The 25,881-nt window shown below is 69.9% G+C and carries 21 protein-coding genes and 1 pseudogene; 14 read left to right on the plus strand and 8 right to left on the minus strand.

Features of this window, described 5'->3' with window-relative positions; genetic code table 11:
• Nucleotides 1-2 precede the first annotated feature (2 nt).
• From IEZ13_RS28855 to IEZ13_RS28865, 3 genes are all read left to right on the plus strand, one after another.
• Nucleotides 3-635: a hypothetical protein gene (locus IEZ13_RS28855; RefSeq protein ID WP_183224102.1), complete on the plus strand. Its 633-nt coding sequence runs from the start codon at nt 3-5 to the stop codon at nt 633-635.
• Nucleotides 632-979, plus strand: a complete 348-nt coding sequence (locus IEZ13_RS28860; RefSeq protein WP_183224100.1) for a hypothetical protein — start codon at nt 632-634, stop codon at nt 977-979. The genes IEZ13_RS28855 and IEZ13_RS28860 overlap by 4 nt, the downstream gene beginning before the upstream one ends.
• A gap of 108 nt (nt 980-1,087) precedes the next feature.
• Nucleotides 1,088-2,713, plus strand: coding sequence for an Eco57I restriction-modification methylase domain-containing protein (locus IEZ13_RS28865; protein ID WP_183224098.1), 1,626 nt, complete (start codon nt 1,088-1,090; stop codon nt 2,711-2,713).
• 47 nt (nt 2,714-2,760) lie between these two features.
• Here the strand turns inward: IEZ13_RS28865 and IEZ13_RS28870 are convergent, their stop codons facing one another.
• Nucleotides 2,761-4,008 (minus strand): glycoside hydrolase family 16 protein, encoded by a 1,248-nt coding sequence (locus tag IEZ13_RS28870; RefSeq protein WP_183224097.1) that lies wholly within the window; start codon nt 4,006-4,008, stop codon nt 2,761-2,763.
• 279 nt (nt 4,009-4,287) lie between these two features.
• Between IEZ13_RS28870 and IEZ13_RS28875 the strand changes: the two genes are divergently transcribed.
• On the plus strand, nt 4,288-5,364 hold the full coding sequence (locus IEZ13_RS28875) for an LCP family protein (protein WP_183224095.1): 1,077 nt from the start codon (nt 4,288-4,290) through the stop codon (nt 5,362-5,364).
• Between the two features lie 70 nt (nt 5,365-5,434).
• Entirely contained in the window at nt 5,435-6,505 is a 1,071-nt protein-coding gene (locus tag IEZ13_RS28880; protein WP_183224093.1) for a calcium-binding protein, read from the plus strand.
• A gap of 109 nt (nt 6,506-6,614) precedes the next feature.
• Here IEZ13_RS28880 and IEZ13_RS28885 read toward each other — a convergent pair whose 3' ends face one another.
• Nucleotides 6,615-7,601 (minus strand): calcium-binding protein, encoded by a 987-nt coding sequence (locus IEZ13_RS28885; protein ID WP_183224091.1) that lies wholly within the window; start codon nt 7,599-7,601, stop codon nt 6,615-6,617.
• A gap of 158 nt (nt 7,602-7,759) precedes the next feature.
• Here IEZ13_RS28885 and IEZ13_RS28890 point away from each other — a divergent pair, with 158 nt between their 5' ends.
• The gene (locus IEZ13_RS28890) at nt 7,760-9,025 is read left to right on the plus strand and encodes a chitinase (RefSeq protein WP_183224089.1); all 1,266 of its coding nucleotides are present in this window, start codon (nt 7,760-7,762) and stop codon (nt 9,023-9,025) included.
• Between the two features lie 28 nt (nt 9,026-9,053).
• On the plus strand, nt 9,054-10,256 hold the full coding sequence (locus IEZ13_RS28895; RefSeq protein ID WP_183224087.1) for a glycosyl hydrolase family 18 protein: 1,203 nt from the start codon (nt 9,054-9,056) through the stop codon (nt 10,254-10,256).
• A gap of 59 nt (nt 10,257-10,315) precedes the next feature.
• On the opposite strand, the gene IEZ13_RS28900 is transcribed toward IEZ13_RS28895, so the two are convergent.
• On the minus strand, nt 10,316-11,113 hold the full coding sequence (locus tag IEZ13_RS28900; protein ID WP_183224085.1) for a calcium-binding protein: 798 nt from the start codon (nt 11,111-11,113) through the stop codon (nt 10,316-10,318).
• Between the two features lie 157 nt (nt 11,114-11,270).
• Here IEZ13_RS28900 and IEZ13_RS28905 point away from each other — a divergent pair, with 157 nt between their 5' ends.
• The gene (locus IEZ13_RS28905) at nt 11,271-11,894 is read left to right on the plus strand and encodes a calcium-binding protein (RefSeq protein ID WP_183224083.1); all 624 of its coding nucleotides are present in this window, start codon (nt 11,271-11,273) and stop codon (nt 11,892-11,894) included.
• Between the two features lie 63 nt (nt 11,895-11,957).
• Nucleotides 11,958-13,595 carry an aspartate:alanine exchanger family transporter gene (locus IEZ13_RS28910; RefSeq protein WP_183224081.1) on the plus strand — a complete coding sequence of 546 codons (1,638 nt, stop codon included), beginning with the start codon at nt 11,958-11,960 and terminating at the stop codon, nt 13,593-13,595.
• Here IEZ13_RS28910 and IEZ13_RS28915 read toward each other — a convergent pair.
• The 3 genes from IEZ13_RS28915 to IEZ13_RS28925 form a co-directional block, all read right to left on the minus strand.
• Nucleotides 13,564-14,730: a WD40 repeat domain-containing protein gene (locus IEZ13_RS28915; protein ID WP_229795150.1), complete on the minus strand. Its 1,167-nt coding sequence runs from the start codon at nt 14,728-14,730 to the stop codon at nt 13,564-13,566. The two genes, IEZ13_RS28910 and IEZ13_RS28915, sit on opposite strands and share 32 nt — an antisense overlap.
• 253 nt (nt 14,731-14,983) lie before the next feature.
• Nucleotides 14,984-16,003 carry a PKD domain-containing protein gene (locus tag IEZ13_RS28920; RefSeq protein WP_183224080.1) on the minus strand — a complete coding sequence of 340 codons (1,020 nt, stop codon included), beginning with the start codon at nt 16,001-16,003 and terminating at the stop codon, nt 14,984-14,986.
• A gap of 391 nt (nt 16,004-16,394) precedes the next feature.
• Entirely contained in the window at nt 16,395-16,676 is a 282-nt protein-coding gene (locus IEZ13_RS28925; protein WP_183224078.1) for a PLDc N-terminal domain-containing protein, read from the minus strand.
• Nucleotides 16,677-16,839: 163 nt separating this feature from the next.
• On the opposite strand from IEZ13_RS28925, the gene IEZ13_RS28930 reads away from it, so the two are divergent.
• Complete coding sequence (locus IEZ13_RS28930) at nt 16,840-21,672, plus strand: sensor histidine kinase (protein WP_229795152.1); 4,833 nt, start codon at nt 16,840-16,842, stop codon at nt 21,670-21,672.
• 42 nt (nt 21,673-21,714) lie between these two features.
• On the opposite strand, the gene IEZ13_RS28935 is transcribed toward IEZ13_RS28930, so the two are convergent.
• Nucleotides 21,715-21,873: a hypothetical protein gene (locus tag IEZ13_RS28935; RefSeq protein WP_183224074.1), complete on the minus strand. Its 159-nt coding sequence runs from the start codon at nt 21,871-21,873 to the stop codon at nt 21,715-21,717.
• A 144-nt stretch (nt 21,874-22,017) separates the two neighbouring features.
• Here IEZ13_RS28935 and IEZ13_RS28940 point away from each other — a divergent pair, with 144 nt between their 5' ends.
• Both IEZ13_RS28940 and IEZ13_RS28945 read left to right on the plus strand, forming a co-directional pair.
• Nucleotides 22,018-22,584, plus strand: coding sequence for a hemerythrin domain-containing protein (locus tag IEZ13_RS28940; protein WP_183224072.1), 567 nt, complete (start codon nt 22,018-22,020; stop codon nt 22,582-22,584).
• A gap of 150 nt (nt 22,585-22,734) precedes the next feature.
• The gene (locus IEZ13_RS28945; RefSeq protein ID WP_183224070.1) at nt 22,735-24,357 is read left to right on the plus strand and encodes a methyl-accepting chemotaxis protein; all 1,623 of its coding nucleotides are present in this window, start codon (nt 22,735-22,737) and stop codon (nt 24,355-24,357) included.
• 85 nt (nt 24,358-24,442) lie between these two features.
• Here the strand turns inward: IEZ13_RS28945 and IEZ13_RS28950 are convergent, their stop codons facing one another.
• Entirely contained in the window at nt 24,443-24,862 is a 420-nt protein-coding gene (locus IEZ13_RS28950; protein WP_183224068.1) for a hypothetical protein, read from the minus strand.
• 137 nt (nt 24,863-24,999) lie between these two features.
• Here IEZ13_RS28950 and IEZ13_RS47585 point away from each other — a divergent pair.
• A pseudogene (locus IEZ13_RS47585) lies at nt 25,000-25,209 on the plus strand (helix-turn-helix domain-containing protein); the annotation flags it as partial.
• 75 nt (nt 25,210-25,284) lie between these two features.
• Complete coding sequence (locus tag IEZ13_RS28955) at nt 25,285-25,878, plus strand: NBR1-Ig-like domain-containing protein (RefSeq protein WP_229795163.1); 594 nt, start codon at nt 25,285-25,287, stop codon at nt 25,876-25,878.
• Nucleotides 25,879-25,881: the final 3 nt, after the last annotated feature.

Genomic DNA, 25,881 nt, shown 5'->3' on the forward strand with positions numbered 1-25,881 from the left:
CCGTGCCACGGCAGACCGTGGAATCGCCGAAGCAGGTGACCCTCCAGTTCCTCGACGACACCTGGGAGCGGCTGCTCAACTCGCTGGAGCGGCTCGAGCAGGTGAGCGAGGGCTACCGCAATCTGACCGCCACCCGGCTCGACCAGCACCCGGACCGGGACCGGATCACCGAGTCGGAGCTGGACGTCCGGTGGGAGGTCCACCTCCAGATCAAGAGCCTCGAGCGGATCGTCAAGCCGGTCATCGAGGACGCGCAGTGGATGATCGACGACTTCCTGCGCTGGTTCGGCGGCCGGGCCCGGCGGCCGCTCGCGGTCACCGACGAGTACGCCGTACCGGTCCTGCACTGCATCATGGACCACCCGTACGAGCTGCCGGATCTCGACGAGGTCGTGCCCACCGAGACGGACATCCTGGACGCCGCCGAGGCGCTCGGCCGTGGCCTGCACGAGTCCGACAAGATCGAGGAACGGTTCCTCGCCGACTCCCGGCTGGAGGCCACCCGGCATCTCCACACCCGCGCCCGCAGCCGGAGCAGCGGTCTGGTCCGGCTCAGCGAACTCAACCGGATGCTGGCCGTGCACCTGGCCTATGTGATCGACCACCCCCAGCCCGCGAAGGAGGAACCCAGATGAGCCAGTACGACACCCAGGTTCCGGAAGCCGAGTGGTTCAGCCTGGTGATGCGCTGCCCGGCCTGCCTGTCCGAACAGAAGGAACCCGGCCCGGCGGCGCAGTGGTTCCACGCCTCCGACGACGGGTTCGTGCAGGTGGGCAGCAGTGCCCAGTACCGCTGCACGAGCTGCCGGTGCGTCGAGCACGTGAAGAGCTGGCGGTACGCGTGCGAGGCGCACCAGACCGACTTCCGCCCCACCTCGTCGGCGCACCTGGCGAACGCGCTGTCCACCGCCGGGCAGATCACCAGCGTGGCCGGCCGGCAGTGGATGCAGCGGTTCCTGGAGAACCTCGGCGAGTGGTGAGAATGGCGAAGGAGCCGGGGCAGGTACGCCACCGGCTCCTTCGTGGTCGATCCGGCCACGCCTAGACTGGGCCTGCGCCCGGAGACCGATCGGCCAGGGAGATCCACAGTGAAGCTGGCCCGTGAGGTCTCCGCCGACAAGCTACGGGGCGGCTTCTATTCACCGGCCGGGCTCGTCCGGGTGTGCCTGGAGCGGGTCTCCGCCCTGGTGACCGGCACCGATTCCCTTCGAGTGCTGGAGCCCAGCGCCGGTGACGGGGCGTTCCTGCGCGGCATCGTGGCGCATCCGCTCCGCGAGCGGGTCGGCGACGTGGTGGCCGTGGAGATCCTGGAGCGCGAGGCGGCCGCCTGCCGGGACGGCGGCGCGGCTCTCGGCGAGGATCTGCACGTGCACCACGGCAGCTTTCTGGACGACCACGTCGGGCTGGCGCCGTCCTTCGACGTGGTGGTGGGCAATCCGCCCTTCGTCCGCTTCCAGTTCGTCGACGCCGACGAGCGGCGCAAGGCGGAGGCGATCGCCACGCGGCTCGGCGTGACCCTCAAGGGGGTCTCCAACCTGTGGATCCCGATCCTGCTGAAGGCGGTCTCCTGCCTGCGTACGGGCGGGGTGTTCGCCTTCATCCTGCCCGCCGAGTTCCTCACCGGGATCTCCGCCTCGACGGTCCGGGACTGGCTGCTGGCCCACACCACCGACCTGCGGATCGACCTCTTCCCGCCGAATTCCTTCCCGGCGGTGCTCCAGGAGGTCGTGGTGCTCAGCGGACGGCGGCTCGACGTCTCCGCCGGGACGGCGAGCCTCACCGTCTTCGACCACAGCGGAGATCGGCCGGCCTGGAGCCATCGGGTCCGTCCGGGCACACCCACATGGACGAACTTCCTGCTGACCCCCGCCCAGGCGGACGCGTACACCGGGGCCTCCCGGCTGGCGGGCTGCATCGGCCTCGGTCACGCGGTGCGGTTCAGGGTCGCCACGGTGACCGGCGCGAACGACTTCTTCTCGGTGGACGAGGCGACCGTGGAGCGGCACGAGCTGGCGCCCTGGGCCCGGCCGCTGCTGCCCCGCATCCGTAACGCGCCCGGCCTGGTCTTCACCCGGGAGGATCACGAGCTGATCCGGAGCGAGGGCGGCAAGGGCCGGCTCCTGGACTTCTCCGCCACCGCACCGGACCCGATGGGGATGCCCGGCCCCACCGGCTACCTCGGCCTGGGTGAGCGGGATCTGCTGCACGAGCGGTACAAGTGCCGGATCCGTACCCCGTGGTACCGGGTTCCCGTGGTCGCGCCCGGGGAACTGCTGCTCTCCAAGCGGTCGCACCTGTTCCCGCGGGTCGTCCTCAACACCATGTCGGCGACCACCACCGACACGATCTACCAGGGCCGGCTCACCGCGGCGTACGCGCGGCGGGGCCGGGCCGTGGCGGCGTCCTTCCACAACTCGCTGACCATCCTGAGCGCCGAGATCGAGGGCCGCAGCTTCGGCGGCGGGGTGCTGGAGCTGGTGCCCAGCGAGGTGGCCCGGCTGCGGATCTTCGTGGCCGACGAGCTCGCCGAGGACCTGGGCCGGCTGGACGGCATCTCCCGGTCCACCGATCCGGACAAGGACAGCCTGCTGGTCGAGGAGACGGACCGGCGGCTGGCGAAGGCGGTGGACGGCCTGGACGACTCGGTTATCGCCACCCTCGCGGACGCCCGTCGCACGCTTCTCCAGCGCCGCCTCGACCGGAACCGCTCCTGATCCTTCCGGTGGGAGACCGGGTCGCCGGTCTCCCACCGGGGGGCGGATCAGGCCCTGGCCCACTTCTGGGCGGCGGTGCCGTTGCAGTCCCAGAGCTGGAGCTGGGTGCCGTTGGCGCTGTTCGCTCCGGTGATGTCGACACACCGGTTCGCCGAGATGTTCACCAGGTCGCCGGCGGCCGACAGGGTGAACCGCTGGACCGGGTTGCCGTTGCAGGTGACCAACTGGATCGGGGTGCCGCTGGCCAGCGCGCCGCCGGCCGGGTCCATGCACTTGCCCATGGCTCGCAGGGTGCCGTCGCTCGCGAAGGTCCACTGCTGGGCGGCGGTGCCGTTGCAGTCGTACATCTGGAGTCGCGCGCCGTCGACGGCGTTGGCGCCGGGGATGTCGATGCAGCGGCCGTTGAGGTTGCTCTTCAGCGCGTTGCCGGTGGCCGGCGGCGGCGTGGTGGAGTCGTTCCAGGCCGAGACGCGCACGTAGTCGACCAGCATGGTCTGCGGGAACGAGGTGCTCGCGTCCGGGCTGCCCGGCCAGTTGCCGCCGACCGCGACGTTCAGGATCATGAAGAACGGGTGGTCGAAGACCCACTGGCGGCCGCCGAGCGAGGCCGGGGTGACGCGGAAGTACTCGGCGCCGTCCAGGTACCAGACGATCAGATTCGGAGACCATTCGACCGCGTACGAGTGGAAGGCGTCGCCGAGCGGGGCGCCCAGGGTGCGGTTGCCCCCGATGGCGGAACCGCCGGAGTAGCCGGGCCCGTGGATGGTGCCGTAGAGCTTGTTCGGCTCCTTGCCGACGTTCTCCATGATGTCGATCTCGCCGGACTGCGGCCAGCCGACGCTGCCCAGGTTGTCGCCGAGCATCCAGAACGCGGGCCAGATGCCCTGCCCCTTCGGGACCTTGATGCTGGCCTCGAACCGGCCGTACTTCTGTGTGAACTTTCCGGACGTGAGGATCCGGCCCGACGTGTACTGACAGGTGCCGTACCAGCACTGGTAGTTGGCCGGGTTCTCCTTACGCGCGGTGATCGCCAGGTGACCCTGGCCGTCCTGGCGGACGTTGCTGGTGGAGTTGGTGTAGTACTGCAGCTCGCTGTTGCCGAAACCGCCACCGCCGACGTCGAAGTTCCACTTCGATCCGTCGATCGCCGCGCCGGACGCGCCGTTGAACTCATCTGACCAGGTCACCGGGCCGATGGCGGCGTCCGCCGTGTCTCCGCGTGACGTGATGGTCAGGGTTCCGGCGAGGGTGAGCGCGACGGTCGCCGCGCCGAGAAGGGCTCGTAACTTCCGCATGGGGATCCTCCGGGGGAGAGGGAACCTGAACTTTATTTGTAACAATCTTTAAAGTTCGATGACCGCCAGTCAATGACGACGGGTTCCGGAACCGCCGGATAACAGGAAACGCACAGCGACCTTCGGTGAACCATCGACCGGCCCGTGCCGTGGAATCTCTCAGATAAGGTGTCACCCGCCGCATCGCCCGCATCGAGGTTGGAGACAGGGTTGCCAAAGTCCGCGAAGCGCCGCACACCCCTGTGGGCGCGGCTGTGTGCCAGTGCTGGTTGCGCACTCATGGTCGTCAGCGGAGGGACCATGGTCGGCGGCCAGGCCCTGGTCGCCAAGTACACCGGTGGCATCACCAACAACGACCTGCTCGACAACGGTGCGGCGCAGGCGGCGCCGGCCGACAAGGAGATCAAGGGCCCGCTGACGATCCTGCTGGTCGGCATCGACCCGCGGAAGTCCTCGACGCCGCCGCTGTCCGACTCGATCCTGATCGCGCACATCCCCGCGGACATGAGCACGGCCTACCTGTTCTCCATGCCCCGCGACCTGTACGTGGACATCCCGGCCGACTCGAAGTCCGGCGTCCGCGCGCACAGCGGGAAGATCAACTCGGCGATGGCGCTGGGCAGCCAGGTGAACGGCAAAATCGACGTCGTGAACGGCTTCCAGCTGCTCTCCAAGACGGTCCGCAACTACACCGGCATCGACAAGTTCGACGCCGCGGCGATCATCAACTTCGGCGGCTTCAAGAAGATGGTCGAGGCGCTCGGCGGCGTCTCCATGGTCATCGACATGGACGTGAAGTCGGAGCACCTGACGCCCGAGGGCAAGCAGCGGCCGCGCAAGTCGAGTTGCCCGGTCACCAGTGACTGCCCGCACCCGTACACGGGGCCGCAGGCGTCCTACAAGAAGAGCACCAAGCCGGTCCGGCTCCAGCCGTGGCAGGCGCTCGACTACGTGCGGCAGCGCTACCCGAACGCCGGCGTCCCGATGAGCGACTACGACCGGCAGCGCCACCAGCAGCAGTTCATCAAGGCCATGGCCAAGGAGGCGATGAGCAAGAGCGTCATCACCGACGTCAAGAAGCTCACCAAGATCCTGGACGCGGCCGGCGAGTCGCTGACCTTCGCGGGCGGCGGCAGCGACCCGCTCGAGTGGGCGTTCGCGCTCAAGGGCCTCAACGTCGACGACATGACCACGATCAAGCTGCCCGGTGGCGGCAAGTTCGAGTCCGACGGCGACTACCTGGGCGAGGAGTTCCGGCCGGCGACGACGGCCGAGGACTTCTTCAAGGCCGTCCGGGAGGACCGGGTCGCCCCGTTCCTGCTGGACAACCCCGGCCTGGTGAACAAGGACAGCTGACCCCTGCCGCTCCTTGCATCGATGTGTTTCCCTGTGTGATCCCGGTCTCGCTATCACGAGGTGAACCCATATGCGACGATCCACCAGATTTGGAGCCGTTCTCTTCACATCCCTGCTCGGCGGCCTGGTCGTGGCCGTGCCGGCGGAGGCCGCCGCGGCCGGTAACGCCCGGGTCTCCGGGACCCGGGTGCTCTACACCGCCGCGAAAGGCGCCCAGAACCGGGTCGTGGTGACCCGGTCCGGCAACCGGATCACGGTCGACGACCGGGTCGCGATCAAGGCGGGCGCCGGCTGCAAGGCCGTCAAGGGCGACCGGACCAGGGTCGTCTGCCGCACCGCGACCGCACCGACCCGGATTCGGATCGCCACCGGCGACCGCGTCGACACGATCGTCAACCGGACCGGTCTCGGCATGACCGCCGACGGCGGGACCGGCGGCGACACGATCAGCGGCGGGCCGGGCGCGGACATCCTCCGCGGCGGCTCCGGAGGCGACCGGATCCACGGGTACGGCGGCGACGACCTGATCTACGGCGGGACCGGCGGCGACCGGCTGAACGGCGGCGCCGGCCGGGACGGCATCCTCGGTGAACGCGGCAACGACGTCCTGCTCGGATCCAGCGGCGACGACTTCCTCAGCGGTGAGCTCGGCTCCGACCGGATCGACGGCGGCTCCGGGAACGACTCGCTCTACGGCGACGAGCCGGGCCTCGGCGAACCCACCGCCGATGTCATCCGCGGCGGGCCGGGCCGCGACTCGGTGATCTATTCGACCTACCGCAACGGCGTCACGGTCGACCTCGACGGTTCGGCCGGCGACGACGGCCAGGCCGGTGAGCACGACACGGTCGGCGCCGACGTGGAGGACGTCTACACCGGCGACGGCAACGACCGGCTGACCGGCAACGCGTCCGCCAACCGGTTCGACTCCGGCATGGGCGACGACGTGCTCCGCGGCGGCGCGGGCGACGACACGCTCATCGGCCTGGACGGGCGGGACCGGATCTACGGCGAGGCCGGTGACGACGAGATCGGTGAGTGGGACCTGGACGCGGACCTGCTGGACGGCGGCAGCCACGTGACCCTCGGCGACCGGTGCATCGTCTCCGGCCCGGACACCACGGTCGGCTGCGAGCGCTGATCCGGTTCTCCTGGAGCGGTCCCTCTCGTGACCGCCCCACCCGCCTGACGACATCGGCCGTGATCAGCGTCTTTCGCTGATCACGGCCGATGCGGTGGTAACGCCTTCGTCAACGCTCGCAGTTGACCCGGGTGTCGTCGTCGCCGGGTGCCACGCAGGTGTCGCCGGCCGTGCCGTTGTCGCCGCCGTCCAGCAGGTCCACCTTCTCGTCGTGCCCGGCGTCCAGGTGGTCGTCGCCGCCCCGGCCGTAGATCTGGTCGGCGCCGCCGAAGCCGATCAGCGTGTCGGCGCCGCTGGTGCCGTGGAGCCGGTCGTCGCCGTCACCGCCGTACAGCGTCTCGGCGCTGATGATGGTGTCGCCCTCACCGCTGCGGCCGTCGTCCCCGCGCACGCCGTCGGAGTCGGCGCTGACCCCCTTCGTCCGGTAGGTGTAGTAGACCGAGTCAGTGCCGTTGCCGGCGGAGAGCCAGTCGGCGTCGGAGGCGGTGGTGTCCCGGCCCTGGATGTGCAGGTCGTTGCCGTCGCCGCCGTACTCCCGGTCGTTGCCGGTGCCGCCGTACAGCCGGTCGTCGCCGGTGCCGGCCACGAGCAGGTCGTAGCCGCTCTCACCGTAGAGGTTGTCGGCGCCGCCCTGACCGTAGAGGCGGTCCGCGCCGGTGCCGCCCATCAGCATGTCGCTCCCGGAGCCGCCGATCAGCGTGTCCTTCCCGGAGCCGCCCAGGGCCAACAGCGGCACGTTGCCGCGGTTGGTGACCCGGTCGTCGCCGGATCCGAGGAACACGGTCACGCCTTGGAACGCCTTGGGCGTACAGCGAACCTTGGTCTTGTCGCCCTTGACCGCCCTACAGCCCTTGCCGGCCCGGACGGTGACCCGGTCGTCGATGGTGACCGTGCGGCCGGAGCGGGTGACCACGACGGCGTTCCGCCGGCCCGGGCCGGCTTCGTAGACGATCTGCCCGGGGTCGCCCGGCTCGGCGTACTGCACGTACACCTTGCCGGTGGTCGCGGCCTGCGCCGGCGCGGCGAACACCCCGACCACCGCCGTGCTGCCGGCCAGAACCGTGCCAACCCTGCTCAGCCATGTGGTCCTGGGCATCCGCGTCCCCTCTCAAGATCGGTGCCCGGATGATAGATCACCGTCGCCACAGCGTCACGAATTGAAATTTAAGGATGTTTAAGGTCGCCACACTCTTTACTTTTACTGTTAACAGTCCTAAAGATTGGAGAATCCCCAGATCACTCGAAAGGACGCCGATGAAGCGCTCCCGATCGGTAATCCTCGCAACGGTCACGGCGCTGGTCGCCGGTGGCGCGGCGACCTGGTTCTCGGGCGAGGCCTCGGCCGCCGCGGCCTGCGCGCCCGCGTGGAGTCCGACCGCCGTGTACGTCAACGGCAACGTGGTCTCGCAGAACAGCCACAACTACACGGCCAAGTGGTGGACGCAGAACGAGTCGCCGGCCGTCCGCAGTGGTCAGTGGGACGTCTGGGCGGACAACGGCGTCTGTGGGGGCGGCACCACGCCGCCCACGACGACGCCGCCGACCACCACCCCGCCCACCACGACGCCACCCACCACCCCGCCGACGACAACTCCCCCCACCACGACCCCGCCCAACGGCTCGCTGCCGAAGCACTTCCTCACCGGCTACTGGCAGAACTTCGACAACGGCGCCGCGCCGCTCAAGCTCGCCGACGTCCCGGCCACGTACGACCTGATCGCGGTCGCCTTCGCGGACGCCACCGCCACCCAGGGCGCGGTCACCTTCAACCTCGACCCGGGCCTGGCCACCGCGGTCGGCGGCTACACCACCGCCCAGTTCAAGGCGGACATCGCCACCCTGCACTCGCGCGGCAAGAAGGTGGTCATCTCGGTCGGCGGCGAGAAGGGCACGGTCGCCGTCAACAGCACGGCCGCGGCCACCGCGTTCGCCGACTCGGTCTACTCGCTGATCCAGACGTACGGGTTCGACGGCGTCGACATCGACCTGGAGAACGGGCTCAACCCAACCTACATGGCGAGCGCGCTGCGCAGCCTGCGGGCCAAGGCCGGCGCGAACCTGATCATCACGATGGCGCCGCAGACCATCGACATGCAGAACCCGCAGTCGTCGTACTTCAAACTGGCGCTCGACATCAAGGACATCCTGACCGTCGTCTTCACCCAGTACTACAACTCCGGTTCGATGCTGGGCTGCGACAACAACGCCGCGTACAGCCAGGGCACGGTCAACTTCCTGACCGCGCTGGCCTGCATCCCGCTGCAGAACGGGCTGCGCCCGGACCAGATCGCCCTCGGCCTGCCGGCCAGCACCCGGGCCGCCGGTGGCGGCTACGTCGCCCCGTCGGTCGTCAACAACGCCCTGGACTGCCTGGCCAAGGCCACCAACTGCGGCACCTTCAAGCCGCCGGCCACCTACCCGGGTATCCGCGGCGCGATGACCTGGTCGATCAACTGGGACGTGACAAACGGCAACGCCTGGGCCAACACCATCGACCCGCACCTCGCCACCCTCCCCTGAACTCTCACCCCTCTCAGGAAGCATCCCCATGAAGCTGAGCAGGAAGATCGCCCTCGTGACATCGGTCGGGGCGGTCGGCGCGGCCGCCGCGATCCTCCCGATGGCCACCTCGAACGCGGCCGTCGCGTGCGCCCCGGCGTGGAGCGCCTCCGCGGTCTACGTGAAGGACAACGTGGCCTCGCAGAGCGGCCACAACTACACCGCCAAGTGGTGGACCCAGAACGAGTCGCCGGCCACCAACAGCAGCCAGTGGGCGGTCTGGATCGACAACGGCGTCTGCGGGGGCACCACCAACCCGACCACGCCCCCGACGACAAACCCCACCACCAACCCCACGACACCCCCGGCGACCGGTACGAAGATGGCCGCCGCCCCCTACATCTACCCGGGCTGGGGTAACCCGCCGGCCCCGTCCACGGTCGTCAACGCCACCGGCATCAAGGCGTTCACCATGGCGTTCGTCCTGGCCAGCAACGGCTGCAACCCGGCATGGGACGGCTCGAGCGGGCTCACCGGCGGCGCGCACGCCAGCACCATCGCGGCGATCCGGGCGGCCGGCGCCGACGTGGTCCCGTCGATCGGCGGCTGGAGCGGCAACAAGCTCGGCCCGAACTGTTCCACCCCGGAGGCGCTCGCCGGCGCGTACCAGAAGGTGATCGACACCTTCCAGCTCAAGGCGATCGACGTCGACATCGAGAACACCGACGAGTTCGAGAACTACGTGGTGGCCGACCGGATCGTGGACGCGCTGAAGATCGTCAAGCAGCGCAACCCGGGCGTGAAGACCATCCTCACCTTCGGCACCTCGACGACCGGCCCGAACGCGCACGGCGTACGGCTGATCCAGCAGGCCAAGGCCAAGGGTGCGAACATCGACATCTTCACCCAGATGCCGTTCGACTTCAGCGGGCACGCGGACATGTACGCCGCGACCGTCGGCGCCACCGAGGGCCTGAAGAACGTGCTCAAGTCGACGTTCGGGTACACCGACGCGCAGGCGTACTCGCACATGGGCATCTCCGGCATGAACGGTCTCTCCGACCAGCAGGAGGTCACCTCGGTGGAGACCTGGACCCGGATCCGTGACTACGCCACGAGCAAGGGCCTGGCCCGCTTCGCGTTCTGGGCGGTCAACCGGGACCGCGGCTGCGCCGGCGGCGGCGTGGTCAGCAACTGCTCCGGCATCGCCCAGGCGGACTGGGCGTTCACCAGGGTGAGCGCCGGATTCTGAGGTAGCGACGGCTGAGGGCCGGCATCCTTTCCGGGATGCCGGCCCTCAGCGTTCGGTGGTCACTTCTCGCAGTTGACCCGGCTGTCCAGGCGGGTGCCGCGGCAGATGTCCCCGTTGGTGCCGTTGACGCCGCCGTCGAGCGTGTCGGCGACCTGCTTGCGGCTGTCCTTGCCGTACAGCCTGTCGTCGCCGGCTCCGCCGGACAGCGCGTCCTTGCCGTTGCCGCCGACGAGCCGGTCGTTGCCGTCCCCGCCACTCAGGTAGTCGACACCGTTCTCACCGCGGAGGATGTCGTTGCCCTCGCTGCCGTAGAGGCTGTCGCGGCCGGAGCCGCCGAACAGGCGGTCGTCGCCGGTGCGGCCGGCGAGGGTGTCGTTGCCGGCCCCTCCCCAGATGCTGTCGTTGCCGCCACCGCCGTCGATGTTGTCCTTGCCGGACTGTCCGAAGAACCGGTCCCGGTTCGTGCCGCCGATGATGCGGTCGTCACCGGCTCCGGCGTAGACGGTCGTCGCCACGTCCGAGTCGTTGACGATCTCGTCGTTCAGGTCGTAGGCCCAGACGGTGACCCGTTTCGGCGTCTCCGCCGTCGTGCAGAGCACGATCCTCTTGTCGCCCGCGTCCGCCACGCAGCCCTTGCCGGCCGTGAGCGGGGCGAATTCGTCCCAGATCGTGATCTGGTTCCCGGTGCGGAGCACCACCACCCGGCTCTGCGCACCGGACGCCGCCTTGAAATGAACCTCGGACGCGGACGTCACCGAGGCCACACCGACGGAGGCGGCCTGCGCGGGCGCGGCGAAAGCGGTGGCCGAGAGGGCGGCGATCAGGCCGGCCGTCGCGATGCGCGGAATAGAAGTCATGGCTACCTTTCCAAGATCGATCAACGTCACGGGACGGTACGGTAACGGCCGCCCGCAACCACCGTTATCGATCCGTGATCAGAATCCGCGAACCACCCCGGCCGGCCCCGCATCGCACCAGATGACCGAGCGACAGCGAGCACAACGGGGGAATCCGATGAACATCTTCAACCGCAAGACCCTGGCCCTCATCGGCGCGACGGCGACGGCCGTGGCCACCAGCGCCCTCTTCGCCTCCGCGGCACAGGCCGCCACCGTCGGCAAGGCCGAGGTGGTGGGCGCGCACAAGAGCATCGTCAGGTTCACCGCCGCCGCCGGACAGGCGAACTCGCTGACCATCACCATCTCCGGCCGGACCGTCACGCTCGACGACAAGGTCGCGATCAAGGCCGGCAAGGGCTGCAAGACGGTCAAGGGCGACAAGACCAAGGTCAAGTGCACCACTTCCCGTACGCCCACCGAGCTCAGCATCCTGCTCGGCGACCGGAGCGACAGGGTCTACAACCGCACCGGCGTGTTCATGGCGGCCGACGGCGGCACCGGCAACGACGTCCTGAGCGGCGGCTCGAACGGTGACCGGCTGATCGGTGGCCCCGGCAACGACAGGCTGAGCGGCAACGGCGGCAACGACGCGATCGACGGCGAGGCGGGCGACGACCACCTCTTCGGCGGCGCCGGCAAGGACTGGCTGAACGGCAGCCACGGCGACGACACCCTCGTCGGGGGCGCCGGCCGGGACGAGCTCATCGGTGGCCCCGGGGTCGACCGGATCACCCAGTAAGGGCGTTCGCCGTACCCCGTGATCTGGATTTTGTAGTGTGATCACGGGGTATGGAGGGTGATCTTGTCCCCGATCGAGATTCTGGCGGCCAACGAGGTCCTGCTCTGCGCGATCGTCCTCGGCCTCGGACATCTCCTCGGCAATCTCCGGATCCGCGGCGTCGCCCTCGGTGTCGCCGCGGTCTTCTTCGTCGGTCTCGGCATCGGCGCGCTGGACGATCGGCTGCGGCTGCCGGACTTCGCCGACGAGTTCGGCCTGGCCCTGTTCGTCTACCTGATCGGGCTCGCCAGCGCCCCGACCTTCTTCGCGGCGCTGCGCCGGCGCGGTCTGCGCGACAACGCCTTCGTCGCCGCGGTCCTCACCGTCGCGGCGCTGACCGCGGTCGGCGCCGCGGCCGTCCTCCACCTGAATCCCGCCACCGCCGCCGGCGTCTTCGCGGGCGCGCTGGTCAACGTGCCGGCGCTGGGCAGCGCCCAGGAGGCGCTACGCGCCGTCGACCCGGCCGAGGGGGGACGGCTCGCCAACGACGCGGCGGTCGGCATGAGCCTCACCTACGGGTACGGCGTGATCGCCATGATCGGCGCCCTGATCACCTACATGATCTTCGTGCGGGTCGACTTCGGGCGTGAGGCCGCCGAGAACACCCGCCTCGCGCCCGCCCCGAAGAGGCTGGTCGAACGCACCCTGCTCGTCACCCGGGGCGCCGGCACCGGCATTCGCGATCTCACCGGCCAGCTCGCCCAGGACGGCGAGGCCCTGCTGGTGCGGCTGCGGCGCGGCGACCGGATGTACCTGGCAGAGACCGTCCCCACCCTGCGTGAGGGCGACCTGCTGTCGGTCGTCGGCACCCGCGACGCCACCCGGGACCTCGTCGCCCGGCTCGGCGAGAACGTCAAACCGGCGCTGTCGCTGGATCGTGGCACCCTCGACTTCCGCCGGATCACCGTCTCCGATCCGGGCCTGGCCGGCATGGCCGTCGCCGAACTCGACCTGCCGCGCCGTCACCACGCGATGATCACCCGGGTACGGCGGGGCGACCACGACCTCATCGCGACGCCCGCCACCCGGCTGCAACTCGGCGACCGGGTCCGGGTGGTCGCCGACCGGGACCGCATGCCGGAGGTGACGGCGCTGCTGGGCGACTCCGACCAGTCGCTGACCCGGGTCGACTTCACCGGCCTCACCCTCGGCCTCGCACTGGGCCTGCTCCTGGGCACCGTCGCGATACCGCTCACCGGTAACGCCACCCTGCGCCTGGGCCTGGCCGGCGGCCCGCTCATCGCCGGGCTGGTCCTGGGCCGCGCCGGGCGGACCGGCCCGATCACCTGGCACCAGCCCCGCTCCACGATCCTGGTGCTGCGCCAGTTGGGCGTGGCGCTGTTCTTCGCGGGAGTCGGCCTGAAATCCGGCGGCGTGCTCGTACGCGGCTTCTCCGACGGCGACGCCTGGAAGATCATCGCCGCCGGCGCCCTGGTCGCGGCCGGCACCGCCGTCGTCTGCATCGTCGGCGGCCGGCTCCTGCGCATGCCCCTCTCCTGGCTGATGGGCGTCATGGCCGGTATCGACACCAACCCCGCCGTGCTCACCTTCGCCGAGGACCGGACCAAGAACGAACTGCCGGCCCTCGCCTACGCCATGGTCTTCCCGATCGCGATGGTCCTGAAGGTCCTCATCGCCCAGCTGATGATCGTGCTGCTCTGAGCGGCGACCCACTGGTGGGGACCCGCCAGAGCCGAACCTTGTCGTCCGCGCCGGCGCTGATCACACGTTTGCCGTTCGGGGTGATCCGCACCGACCAGACCGCCCCGCGGTGCCCGGTCAGTGGCACGCCCACGGCCTTCCCGGTCCGGGACTCCCACACCCGTACGGTCCCGTCGTCGCCCCCGGTGGCCAGCAACCTGCCGTTCGGGCCGAACCGCATGGCCCGCACCGGCCCGGTGTGCCCGGCGAGCGGCGCGGCGGCCGGCCGGCGGGTCACCGTGTTCCACAGCTGTACGGTGTTGTCGCCGCCGGACGAGGTGGCCAGGAGCTTCCGTACCCGGCTGAACGTGAGCGCGTAGACCGGCCCGGACGCGCTGATGATCGGCCGGCCCGCCGACTCGCCGGTGGCCGGGTTCCACAGCCGCACGACGTCGTCGCCACCGGAGGCGGCGAAGAGCCTGCCGTCCGGGCTGAAGCTCATCGCGTACACCGGGCCCGGCTTCACGGTCAGCACCTCGCTGACGGGCCGGCCGGTGCCGGTCTCCCACAGCCGCAGGACGTCGCCGGCGCCGGAGGTCGCGAGCCGTTCGCCGTCCTCGCTGAACACGACCGAGTGCACCCCGCCGGGGTTGGCCTCGATGGTCCGCACCGGTTCCCCGGCCGGATCCCACAGCCGCACCGTGCCGTCGTCACCGGCGGTGGCCATCAGCCGGGCGGGCTTGCTGAACGCCACCGAGCGCACGGGCCCGGTGTGGCCGGTCAGCGACGGCCCGGCCGGCTGCCCGGTGGCGGCGTCCCACAGCGAGACGCCGTCATCACCGGCGATCGCCAGCCGCTTGCCGTCGAAGCTGTACGCCACGGAGTGGATCGGTCCGGTATGGCCGGTGATCGTCGCGCCGACCGGGCGCCCGGTCCTCGCGCTCCACTGCCGCACCGTCCCGTGACTCACGGTCGCGAACGCCCGCCCGCCGGGGCGCATGGCGATCTCCCCGTCCTCACCGGGCACGACGACGCGAGCTCTACTCGCCGCGACGGGCTCGGCCTCCACCGCGTGCGCGGGCTGCGGGCCGGCCGCCACGGCGGTGAGCGCGAGCAACCCGGCCAGAGCCACCGCAAAATTACTCTTGGTAGTCACATCTGCACGATAACGACATGCCTTGTGGCTAATGTTCCGTTTTACCCAATTCATCCACCCGGGTGCGGGCACGCTTGTGCCTCGATCGACGGATCGATACCGTGACGGCGCGTCGGCACTGATCATTTCCGGCTCACCCGCGCCGACTGGAGCGTCTCCGACTACATCGACGTGCGCTGACCAGGAGCGGCAAACAGAATGGCCGTGACCCGTGTATTCGCGGGTCACGGCCATTCTGGCTGGGGCTATCGGGTCACCGGGTCAGCTTCTGCTTCTTGACCTTCGCCTCCGACTGGTTGCCGTCCTTGTCCACGGCGGCGTAGAAGGCGTACAGCGTGCCCTTCTTGAGGCCCTTGATCTTGACTTGCCAGGTGTTCTTCGCGGTCGGGCGCACCGTGATCGTCCGCGCCTTGCTCAGCGCCTGGTTGAGCGTCTTGGCCTTGATCCACTTCTTGCCGGTGTAGTAGTACCAGGAGCTGCCCCGCTGCTGAATGAAGGCGGTACCCACCGCGGTCGTCCCCCGGCCCCGGTCGTAGACCTTGCCGCCGACGGTGCGCCAGGACGACACGTACGTCGGCTTCTTCGGCCTGGTCAGCGAGATCTGAGGAGGGATCTCGTCGAACGGGGTGTTGATGGGGCCGATCTCCTGACCGTAGGCCTCGCCCGCCGCGTTGGTCAGCATGACCCTCACGTACCAACTGGTCTGGCTGGTGTAGTAGTGCTTGACCTGCGTGGTCGTCCGGCTGACCGTGGTGTCCGTGCCGTCGCCCCACCACACCCGCACCTTGGTGACATCGCTGGGGATGCCGGCCAGGGTGACGATCGCGGGGTCACCGACGTACACCTCCTTCTTGGCGATCTTGAAGGTGCCGGGCATCCTCACCACGGTGACCGCGGCCGTCCCCGCGAAGACTCCGGACGACGAGTTGCCTGCCCGGTCGGTGAGCCGGACGGTCACGGTGTAGGTGCCGGGGTTGTAGAACTGGTGCCGCTCCGACTTCTCGTCGCCGTCCAGGTACGAGAAGTCCCCGTCACCCCAGTCGATGTACTGGCGGATGTCCGCCTGCGCCGTGACGTCGTCGGAGACCTCCAGCGCGGTCAGGGTGGCGCTCTGGCCGTCCCAGAGCTTGGTGAAGTCGAGCTGGTAGCGCCCGACCGGCGCGGTGACGTCCGGGTCGTCGGCCCTGGCGGGCGCACCGACGGCCAGGGCCGACATGGCACCTGTCACCACGGTGATCAACGCGGACAGCGCGCGGTGTCGCAGGGGTCGCATGGTTCTCCCGGAAATGTCACGAGGGGGATGCCGGACCGGGCCAGCCGTGCCACGACGTCCCGACGGTGCAGAGTTCGATCAAGATACTCAACCGGGATCGATTCGTGCGACGGATCGCTCCCGGTTCGTCGTAACGATTGAGTGTCGCCATGCCTCAGGATCCGGACCAGATCAGGAGCCGCCGATGAACGACGGCTCCGGCGAAACGGGAAAAGACGTGTCATTCCTGCGCCCCACCGACTCCGAAACGCAAAAAAGATCACCGTGACGGTGATCGTGGTGAGGGTGGGCTACGCCGACGGCCGTGCCACCAGCGCCGCGGTGCGGGTCCGACAGCAGTCCGGCCGGTGATCAACGATCACCGGCCGGCCCGTCTTGACCAGGTGATCCCTCAGCGCCGGCGCAACTGCTCGGTGAGCTGGCGGAGGAACACGGGGTCGTCGTCCGGCCCCATCGGGCGACGAGCGGCCGCGACGCCGGCCGGCGCGGCCGCGGCACGACCGCCGAGGAACCACACGACCGCGCCGCTGACCGGGATGAGCAGGATGATCGCGGCCCACGCGGCGCGCGGGAACGACCGGACCCGCGACCGGTCGGTGCGCAGGCAGTCGATCAGGGCCAGCACGCTGAGCGCGACGACGGCGAAGAGAAGAATGGTGAGCAGTCGGGTCATGCCCATTACGGTGGCGGCCGTAGGCGGCAGTGCCGGTCCCCCCACGGTGCCGATTGGTTGCCGCGCATCCGAGGTGCCCCTGGTCGTCCGATGATTACCATCGGAACACGGGGGTCCACGAGATCGGCTGGCTATGGAAGCGGAAGAAGATCACGTCGAAGGTGTGATTATCCGTTACCAGGGTGAGGAATCGCTCTACCTGAGTGACCGGACGCAGGTCACCCGCCACATCTCACCCGCTGGCCCCGGCGTGGTCTGCAAACATGCCGCCGGGCCCGGGGCCGCCCACCGCATCGAGCACGAACGCGCCGTCCTGGAGAAGCTCGCCGGCCTGCCCGGCGTCCCCCGCCCGGCCGCACACCAGCCGCGCCGGACCCTGGTCATGCAGGACGACGGCGGTGCCCCGCCACCGGCCGGACCGATGCCGCTGCCCGACCTGGCTCGCACCGCGCACGCCCTGGCCACCACACTCGCCGGGGTCCACCGCGCCGGCGTCCTGCATCGCGACATCACCCCGGCCAACGTGCTGCTGCGGTCCCACGCGCCGCCACTGCTCATCGATTTCGATCTCGCCGTCACCGGCACGCCGGAGGCGGGCGAGGGCCCGGTCGGCACCCCCGGTTTCCTGCCGCCGGAGCAGACCGGCCGCAGCGGTCTGGGCATCGACCGCCGCGCCGACCTCTACGGCCTCGGCGCCACCCTCTACGCCCTGGCCACCGGCGTCGCCCCGGTCACCGGCCGCGACCCGCTGGAGTTGATGCACGCCACCCTGGTCGGGACGCCGGCCGCACCGGGCCTGCCGCCGCGGTTGGGCGACATCATCATGCGGCTGCTGGAGAAGGACCCGGACCGGCGCTACCAGAGCGCCGAGGGCCTGGCCCACGATCTGACCCGGTGGACGGCCGACCCGGACGGCGACTGGGAGCTGGGCGAGCGTGACTTCCCGCCGTTCCTGCCCGCGCCGCCCACCCTGGTCGGCCGGGACCGGCAACTCGGCACGCTCACCACGGCCCTGGACCGGGCACTGGCCGGCGACGGCCGGGCGGTGCTGGTCAGCGGCCCGCCCGGGATCGGCAAGAGCGCCCTGCTGCGGACGCTGCGCCCGCTGGTCGCCGCGCACGACGGCTGGTTCCTCGCCGGCAAGTACGAGCAGTTCGGCACCGGGGTCGGCGGCGCTCTGGTCCAGGTCGTCGGCGGCCTGGCCCGGCGGCTGCTCGCCCTGCCGGAGACGGAACTGGAGGGCCATCGGGAGCGGCTGGCCGCCGCGCTGGGTGAGGCCGGCCAGGTGCTGTCCGAAGCCGCTCCCGAGGTGGAGGTCCTGCTCGGCGGGCGGGTGACGGCCGAGCCGCCGGAGCTGGTGACCCCACCGGCCTGGGCCAGCGACAGTCTGATCACGCTGCTGCGCACGGTGGCGGTCCATCGCCCGCTGGTCGTGGTCGTCGACGATCTGCAGTGGGCCGGCCGGGTGTCGCTGCGGGTGCTGGACGGGCTGGTGACCGTCGGTCCGGTCCCCGGGGTGTTGGTCGTGTGCGCGTACCGCGACGAGGAGGTCGACGCCGGCCATCCGCTCGCCAGCCTCGTCTCGCGTTGGGAGCGGGACGGTCTCGTCGCGCCGCCGCTGCGGCTGACCGGGCTGGACCGGGCCGGGCTGGCCGAGCTGACCGGGGCGGTACTGCGGGCGGAGCCCGCGGCCACGGCGGCGCTCGCCGACCTGATCGGCACGGCGAGCGCCGGAAACCCGTACGCCACCGTTGAACTGATCAACGGGCTCCGCACGGAGGGCCTGCTGAGACCGGCGGAAGCCGGCTGGGACTGGGACCCGGATCCGGTACGGGATTTCGTCACCCGCCACCACCTGCCGCAACTGCTCACCACCCGGCTGGCGCAGCAGTCCCCGGCGACCCGGCGCCTGCTGGTCGCGCTGACCTGTCTCGGTTCCGGCGTACCCCCGGAGTTGCTCGCCACCGCCACCGCGACCCAGCCGGACACCCTGCCGGCCCACCTGGCTCCCGCCGTCACCGACGGCTTGATCAGCGTGGACAGCACCGTCACGTTCTGCCACGACCTGGTCCTGCGGGCGGCCCGCGATCTGCTCCCGGCCGTCGAGCTGGATCGAGCGCGGCTGGCGATGGCCCGTCGCCTGGCCGCCCACGACGGCTACGAGCAGCAGGCCGCCGAGCAGTACCTCGAGGTCCCCGGCCTGATCGGCGACGACGGCGAGCGCCGGACCGCGGCCGCCCTGCTGCACCGGGCCGGCCGCCGCGCCGCGCGCACCACCAACTACCCGGTCGCCGACGAGTTGCTGGCCGCGGCCGACCGGATGCTGGCCACCGCCGACGCCGCCGCCGACCGGGACGCGATCGCGGTGGACCGGCACGCCACCCTCTACTGCCTGGGCCGGCACGCCGACGCCGACCGGATCTACCACGATCTCGCCGCTCGTTCCCCGGACCCGCTCACTCTGGCCGCAGCCACCGCCGTACAGATCAACAGCCTGACCGTGCGTGGCGAATGCCGCGCGGCGATCGCTCTCGGGCTCGACGCGCTGCGGCGTTTCGACATCACCCCGCCGGCCGATCTGGTCGCGGACAACCAGCGCACGCTGCTCGAACTCCGGGACTGGGTCGCCGCCCACGGACCGGCCTATCCGGCCCGGGAGTCCACCGATCCGCGGATCATCGCGGTGGCCCGGATCTTGCGACGGATGACCGGACCTGCCTACCTGATCGACCGGGACTGGCACGCCTGGCTGGTGCTGCAGATGCACACGCTGTGGCAGCACAACGGGGTGTGCGAGCCGCTGGCCGCCACCCTGGGCCTGGTGATCCGGGTGACCACCTGGCTGCTCGACGACTACCGCACCGGATACCTGCTGACCGGGTACGCGCTGCGAGCCGCCCGGGAGCACGGTTACCACACGGCGGCCGCGGGGGCCGCGTACCAGCATCTGATGCTGGCCGCGCCCTGGTTCGAGCCGCTGGAGGAGGTCGTCGAGAGCTGCTGGCAGGTCCGTGACGATCTCCTCGCGGTCGGCGACGTACAGCTCGGCGTGCTGCACTGGGCTCTTCTGCTGATCCTCCAGTTGGAGACCGAGGACTCCCTGGAGACCTGCGCCGAGGACACCGCGGCGGCGCTGGCCTTCGCGGAGCGGAGCGGCAACCGGCACACCCGGCTGTTCGTTCTCGGGCACCGGCAGCTGATCCGGGCGCTGCGCGGGCAGGGATCCTTCGCCGCCGAAGATTTCGACGAGACGGCACACCTGAAGGACATCGACGACAACCTGCCCGCTCTGGCCGGCTATCACCTGGACCGGGCGCTGGCGGCGCTGCTCGGCGACGACACCGTGGCCCTGGAGAAGCACTCGGCCGAGGCGATGCGGTACTGCGACGCGTTTCGTGGGTTCTACGGCGGCGCGCTCGCCCGGGTGACCCGATGCCTCAGCGATCCCTCGCCCGCGACCACGGACGCCCGTGACTGGCTGGCTCGCCGGGCCACCGACGCGCCCCGCAACTTCCGGCCGCTGCTGCTGCTCGTGGACGCCGAGATCGCCCGGGCCGAGGGGGACGCCGCCGCTGCCCTCCGGCTGTTCGACACGGGTCTGCACGAGGTGACCGGCCGCCCGTGGCATCACGCCCTGCTCGCCGAACGGGCCGCCCGCCTGCACCTGGAACAGGGGCTGACACACACCGGACGCCGGCTGCTGGCCGAGGCGCGCGACGCGTACCGGGCGTGGGGCGCCGGGGCGCCGGTCGCACGGCTGGAGACCGCGCACCCCTTCCTGCGGAACACCGCGAGTGGTGGTTCGGACAGCCGGGCCGCCGATCATCTGGACCTGATGGCGATCCTGCGCGCGGCGCGGGCGCTCAGCTCGCAGACCACCCTCGCCGGACTGTCGGCGCAGGTCACCGATGTGCTGTGTGCCATGACCGGGGCCACCGACGTGTGCCTGTCGCTGCGGAACCGCACCGTCTCCAGCGGCTGCCACACGGATCTGCCGTCGGCCGCCGTCCGCTACGTCCAGCGCACCCACCAGCCGCTGCTGGTCGCCGACGCGACCCACGACGACCGGTTCGCCCACGACCCCTACCTGGCCGATCTGGAGGCATGCAGCCTGCTCGTCCTCCCGGTGCCCTGCCACAGCGCCGAGGACGCCGTCCTGGTCCTGGCCAACCGCAGGCAACGCGGCGTCTTCTCCACCAGCCGTCTACAGACCGTCGAACTGATCGCCGGACAACTGGCCGTCTCCCTCGACAACGCTCTGCTCTACGACTCCCTGGAGAACGAGGTCCGGGCCCGTACCGCGGAACTCGCCGACCGCAACCGCGACCTGGAAGCCGCCGGCCAACTCAAATCCGACCTGATCGGCATGCTCGGCCACGAGATCAACAACCCGCTCGGCACGATCTTCGGCTACCTCGACCTCATCCTGACCGACGACCCCCTGCCACCGTCAGCCGAGGAACTGGTCGTCAAGGTCCAGCACACCACCCGGCGGCTGGCCGGCATCGTCGACGAAGTATTGGCCCTGGTCAGCATCGACGCCGGGCGGCTCACCGCGGCCCCACGCCCGGTCCGGGTCGCCGACCACATCGAAGCCGCACTCGCCACCACCACCGCGGTCACCGTCTCCTGCCCGCCCGACCTGACCGCCGCCGTCCAACCCGGCCACCTCGACCAGATCCTCGCCAACCTGATCAGCAACGCCGCCAAGTACGGCGGCGGCGTCGAGACGATCGACGCACACGCCTCCGACGGCGGCCCCGTCACCATCGACGTCACCGACCGGGGCCCCGGCGTACCACCGGAATTCCGCGACCGCCTCTTCGACCGTTTCGCCCGCGCCGAATCCACCGCCGGCAAGGCCCCCGGCACCGGCCTGGGCCTCTACATCGTCCGCGAACTCGCCCGCGCCAACGGCGGAGACGTACGCTACCGCCCCTCACCCAGGGGAGGATCGGTCTTCGTGATCTCACTCCCCCCGGCATCCGGCTCATGAGGATCTGTTCACCCTGCTCCGGTCAGGTGGAGGGCGCCGGCGTCAGCGGCGGTAGGTGCGTTTCGCGCTGTACCTGAGGTTGCCGGCCTTGTCGTAGGCGCGCAGCTGCACGGTGAACTTCTTGCCGTACTTCTTCGGATTCGGCACGAAGCTGTAGGCGGCCTGCGCATCGGTCGCCACCACCTTGCCGTTGACCAGCATCTGTACGCATCCAGAACCTTCGAAAAGGTGACGTTCTGCCGGATTCCGGGCACCCGGCGGAACGCTGCCCTCGACTCGCAGGGATAGGCGAGCCCACGCCGGGTATCCGGCAGAGGTTTCGCCAACGAGACGTGGAGGTTCGCCGTGACGACGACGCAGCAGGACCAGGACGTGATCGACCTGCTCCTCACCCAGCACAACGAGATCAGGGCCTTGTTCGCCGAGGTGAAGAGCACGACCGGTGAGCCCCGCAAGCGTGCCTTCCATCAACTCGTACGCCTGCTCGCCGTGCACGAGAGCGCGGAGGAGCTGGTGGTGCACCCGGCTTCCCGGCACGACATCAGCAAGGCCACGATCGACGGCTTCCTCCGGGAGGAGGGCGACATGAAGCGGGAGCTGAACAACCTGTACGCGATCGGCACCGACGGGCCCGGCTTCGACGAGATGTTCGCCGCGTTCGAGCAGGCCGTGATGGCCCACAACACGCACGAGGAGCAGCGGGAGTTCCCGATGCTGCGGCGCAAGATGGACCCGGCGAAGCTTCGCCGCATGGCGGGTGCCGTGCGCGCCGCCGAGGCCGTCTCGCCCACCCGCCCACACGCCGGCGTGGGCGAGAGCGGCACGACGATGATGCTGGCCGGGCCGCCGATGGCGCTCTTCGACCGGATGCGCGACGCCGTTCGGGACTGGCACCGGACGAACGAGGAGTGAGAACACCGGGCCGATATTCCGACGCTGCTCGGGATCAGGCTCACAGCATTTATCCAGTAACTCGCTAGGGATTAAGGTCAAAGTTTTCGCTGGAACGTCGATCGGGATGGGTGACCGGACACGCGCCCCCTCGAGAATGAGAGACGTGCCATGCCTCGAATTCTGAAGTCCCTGACGATGAACCGGATCCTGACCACGCTGCCCATCCGGCGTTCGATGCGCCTGGGCTTCTCCGTGGTGGTGGCGTTGCTGGTCTTGCCGGCCGTGGTGACCGCGGTCAGCCTCGGGCAGTCGACCGGGCGGGTCAGTTCGCTCGCCGACGCCTCGGTGCCGGGTGAGCAGATCGTCGGCCGCATCAGTGCGCTGATGTACGAATACCGCAAGGAGCAGTGGCAGTACCTGGCGCTGCCTCCCGGTGACGAGGGGCGCACCGACACGCTGGCCTCCATGCAGGAGGAGGACGCGGAGATGAAGGAGTTCTTCGCGGACTACCGGAAGCTGCCGGTCGAGGACACGAGCATGACGGCGCTGGCGACGTTCGAGGCGCACTGGAACGAGTACGTGCAAGCCACCGCCGGTGAGGCGGCGCTGGCTGACAAGGGCGACCACGAGGCCGCGCGGGGCACGTTCGACGACGGCCAGGGCGAGGAACTGTGGGACGCCCTCAAGGACGACGTGAAGTCCTGGCACGCCACCGCCACGGAGATCGCCAACACGGACCGGGACGCCTCCCAGCTTTCCGTGATCGTCGCGTTCAGCCTGCTCGGGGTGCTGCTGACGATCGCCGTGGCGGTCGCGTTCCTGGTCTGGCGGACGCTGTCACGGCGGATCACCGACGGGCTCGACACCCTGACGGAGGCGGCGGAGGGCATCGCCCGCGGTGATCTGGAGCAGCGGGTGGAGACCACGACCGACGACGAGATCGCCCAGGTCGCCGCCGCCTTCGACCGGATGGTGGAGTACCTGACCGGGATGGCCGACGTGTCGCAGCGGATGGCCGAGGGCCAGTTGGCCGTCAACGCGCGGCCGAAGTCGGAGCAGGACCGTCTCGGGCAGGCGTTCGCCGCAATGGTGGCGAACCTGAACGACTCGATCGGGCAGGTTCACTCCGCCGTAGTTGCCCTGGATGAAGCCTCCCAGGACCTGACCGAGGTCTCCGAGGGGGTACGCGGCGCCTCCAGCGAGGTCGTCGACAACGCCGGGCGGCAGGTCACCCTCGTCCGGGAAGCGCAGAACGCGGCCGAGCAGACCGTCGATCTGGTCACCGGCGGCATCGCGACCGTGCAGCAGCTGGACGGTGTGATGCGGGTGCTCGACATCAAGTCCAAGGAAATCGGCGGGATCGTCGAGGCGATCACCCGAATCGCCGCGCAGACGAACCTGCTCGCGCTCAACGCCTCCATCGAGGCCGCCCGCGCGGGTGTGCACGGCTCCGGCTTCGCGGTAGTGGCCGGCGAGGTCCGCGCGCTCGCCGAGGAGAGCGGCGCCTCGGCACAGTCCATTGCGGGCCTGGTCGCCGAGATTCAGCGGACCAGCGGCGACGCCGTACGGATGGTGGACGAGCACGCCCGCGGCGCCTTCGAGCGGATCGCCACCGGCACCTCCTCGCTGCGGGTCGCACTGGACGAGGTCGGTGTGTTCGCCAGCGCGAACGTGCAGTCCACCGAGCGGATGGCCGCCGCGACCGCGGCGACCGCCGACTCCGTACGGAAGCTCGGGTCGACCGCCGACCAACTCCGCGGGGTAGCCGGCAGATTCTCGGTCCAGCCCTGACAGGCGGCCGGCGGGCCGGCCGGGGTGATTATCACCCCGGCCGGCCCGCCGGCACATTCCTGGACGTATCCGCACAGTCGTGCGGTCAGCAGCGCTCCTCGGTCTCCTTGTGCGCCACGTCGGAGATCCCGCCCATCGCCCGGGTGCACACCGACAGCGTGTTGGCACCCAGGGACCAGACCTCCTTGCCGCTCGAACACTGCAGGTCGCGCAGCGTGCTTCCGGTCACGATCGAGGTGCAGACCTGGTACGAGCCGTGGCTGTCCCGGTACTGCTGCCACACGTACGTGTAGGCGTAGTTCTTGCCGCATCCCTTGTACTGCTTGACCGATGCGGCCGTCATGCCACCGGCGGTGACGTACGCCGTCGCGCCGATCTGCACCGAGTCCGCACAGCGCGGATTGACCTCAGCCGCCTGGGCGGGCCCGGTGAACGCCAGCACCGCGGGCACAGCCAACCCGGCGGCCGCGAGGATGCGCACGCCACGTCGGGAAAGGCTCTTCATCGGTGACCTCCTTCAATGCACCGGAACCCGTCGCGCCCGGTGTCGTCGCCGATCACATTGATGGCCGACGAGACGTGTTCGGTACCCTCTTACACGCTCTGACAACGTCTGACGAAGACGCCTGACATGGGGGTTGGATGGAAGACCAGCGTGCTGCCACCGAGAAGTTCGCAGACCAGTTGCGGACCTTGCGGACCAGCGTGGGCAATCCGTCATTCCGGAAGATGGCCGGGCGATCGGGCCGGATCTCACACACGACACTGCACGAGGCCGCCGCTGGGACCAGGTTTCCCTCTTGGGAGACCACACGCGAGTTCGTCCGGGCCTGCGAGGCGGACGAGGCCGAGTGGCGGCGCCTCTGGGAGGACGCTCAGCGCCAGGACGAGGTCGAGTCCACCACAGAGGACAATGCTTCCGGCGCCGTGGACATCAGGACGTTCAGCGACGTGGATGCCCCGGCGGTCAGCGGAGCCGTCGTGCCCGGCGTCGCCACGTCTTCGAAAGTCGCGCCGACGGTTCAGCGCACACCGCGCCGCCGGTGGATCGCGGCCATGGCGGCATCGGTGGTGACGGGCCTCGCCGCCGTGGGCGTCATCATCCGCGGCCGCGGTGACGACCCCGTGGCGACCCCATCGCCGTCAGGAAGCTTCTCGGACTCACTGATCCCCGGGGACGCGAGCAGGTTCGTCGGCGACATCACCTTTCCCGACGGCGCGAAGGTGAAGGTGAACCAACACTTCGACAAGGTGTGGGCGCTCGCGAACGTGGGACAGGTCGCCTGGCACAAACGCTTCCTGGCTCCGATCAACCCCACCGGTGAAGGCGGCTGCACCGTACCGGACCGGGTTCAGATCGGTGACACGCCACCTGGCGAACAGGTGATGATCACCGTTCCGGTCGTCGCTCCGAGCAACCCGGGAAAGTGCATGGTGAGCTGGAAGATGGTCGACGAACAGGGGCAGCCCTACTTTCCCAGCCGTCGGCCGGTGTATTTCTTGGTCAACGTCACCGTCTGAACA

It is taken from the genome of Actinoplanes campanulatus, assembly GCF_014647795.1.
Lineage (GTDB): Bacteria > Actinomycetota > Actinomycetes > Mycobacteriales > Micromonosporaceae > Actinoplanes > Actinoplanes campanulatus.

Excerpts from the sequence above, each read along its gene's own strand:
- IEZ13_RS28860 (WP_183224100.1), top strand. The coding sequence starts at position 632 with ATGAGCCAGTACGACACCCAGGTTCCGGAAGCCGAGTGGTTCAGCCTG.
- IEZ13_RS28870 (WP_183224097.1), bottom strand. The coding sequence starts at position 4,008 with ATGCGGAAGTTACGAGCCCTTCTCGGCGCGGCGACCGTCGCGCTCACC.
- IEZ13_RS28935 (WP_183224074.1), bottom strand. The coding sequence starts at position 21,873 with ATGCTGGTCAACGGCAAGGTGGTGGCGACCGATGCGCAGGCCGCCTAC.
- IEZ13_RS28925 (WP_183224078.1), bottom strand. The coding sequence starts at position 16,676 with ATGACCCGACTGCTCACCATTCTTCTCTTCGCCGTCGTCGCGCTCAGC.
- IEZ13_RS28950 (WP_183224068.1), bottom strand. The coding sequence starts at position 24,862 with ATGAAGAGCCTTTCCCGACGTGGCGTGCGCATCCTCGCGGCCGCCGGG.
- IEZ13_RS28880 (WP_183224093.1), top strand. The coding sequence starts at position 5,435 with ATGCGACGATCCACCAGATTTGGAGCCGTTCTCTTCACATCCCTGCTC.
- IEZ13_RS28890 (WP_183224089.1), top strand. The coding sequence starts at position 7,760 with ATGAAGCGCTCCCGATCGGTAATCCTCGCAACGGTCACGGCGCTGGTC.
- IEZ13_RS28945 (WP_183224070.1), top strand. The coding sequence starts at position 22,735 with ATGCCTCGAATTCTGAAGTCCCTGACGATGAACCGGATCCTGACCACG.
- IEZ13_RS28885 (WP_183224091.1), bottom strand. The coding sequence starts at position 7,601 with ATGCCCAGGACCACATGGCTGAGCAGGGTTGGCACGGTTCTGGCCGGC.
- IEZ13_RS28920 (WP_183224080.1), bottom strand. The coding sequence starts at position 16,003 with ATGCGACCCCTGCGACACCGCGCGCTGTCCGCGTTGATCACCGTGGTG.
- IEZ13_RS28900 (WP_183224085.1), bottom strand. The coding sequence starts at position 11,113 with ATGACTTCTATTCCGCGCATCGCGACGGCCGGCCTGATCGCCGCCCTC.
- IEZ13_RS28905 (WP_183224083.1), top strand. The coding sequence starts at position 11,271 with ATGAACATCTTCAACCGCAAGACCCTGGCCCTCATCGGCGCGACGGCG.
- IEZ13_RS28895 (WP_183224087.1), top strand. The coding sequence starts at position 9,054 with ATGAAGCTGAGCAGGAAGATCGCCCTCGTGACATCGGTCGGGGCGGTC.
- IEZ13_RS28875 (WP_183224095.1), top strand. The coding sequence starts at position 4,288 with ATGGTCGTCAGCGGAGGGACCATGGTCGGCGGCCAGGCCCTGGTCGCC.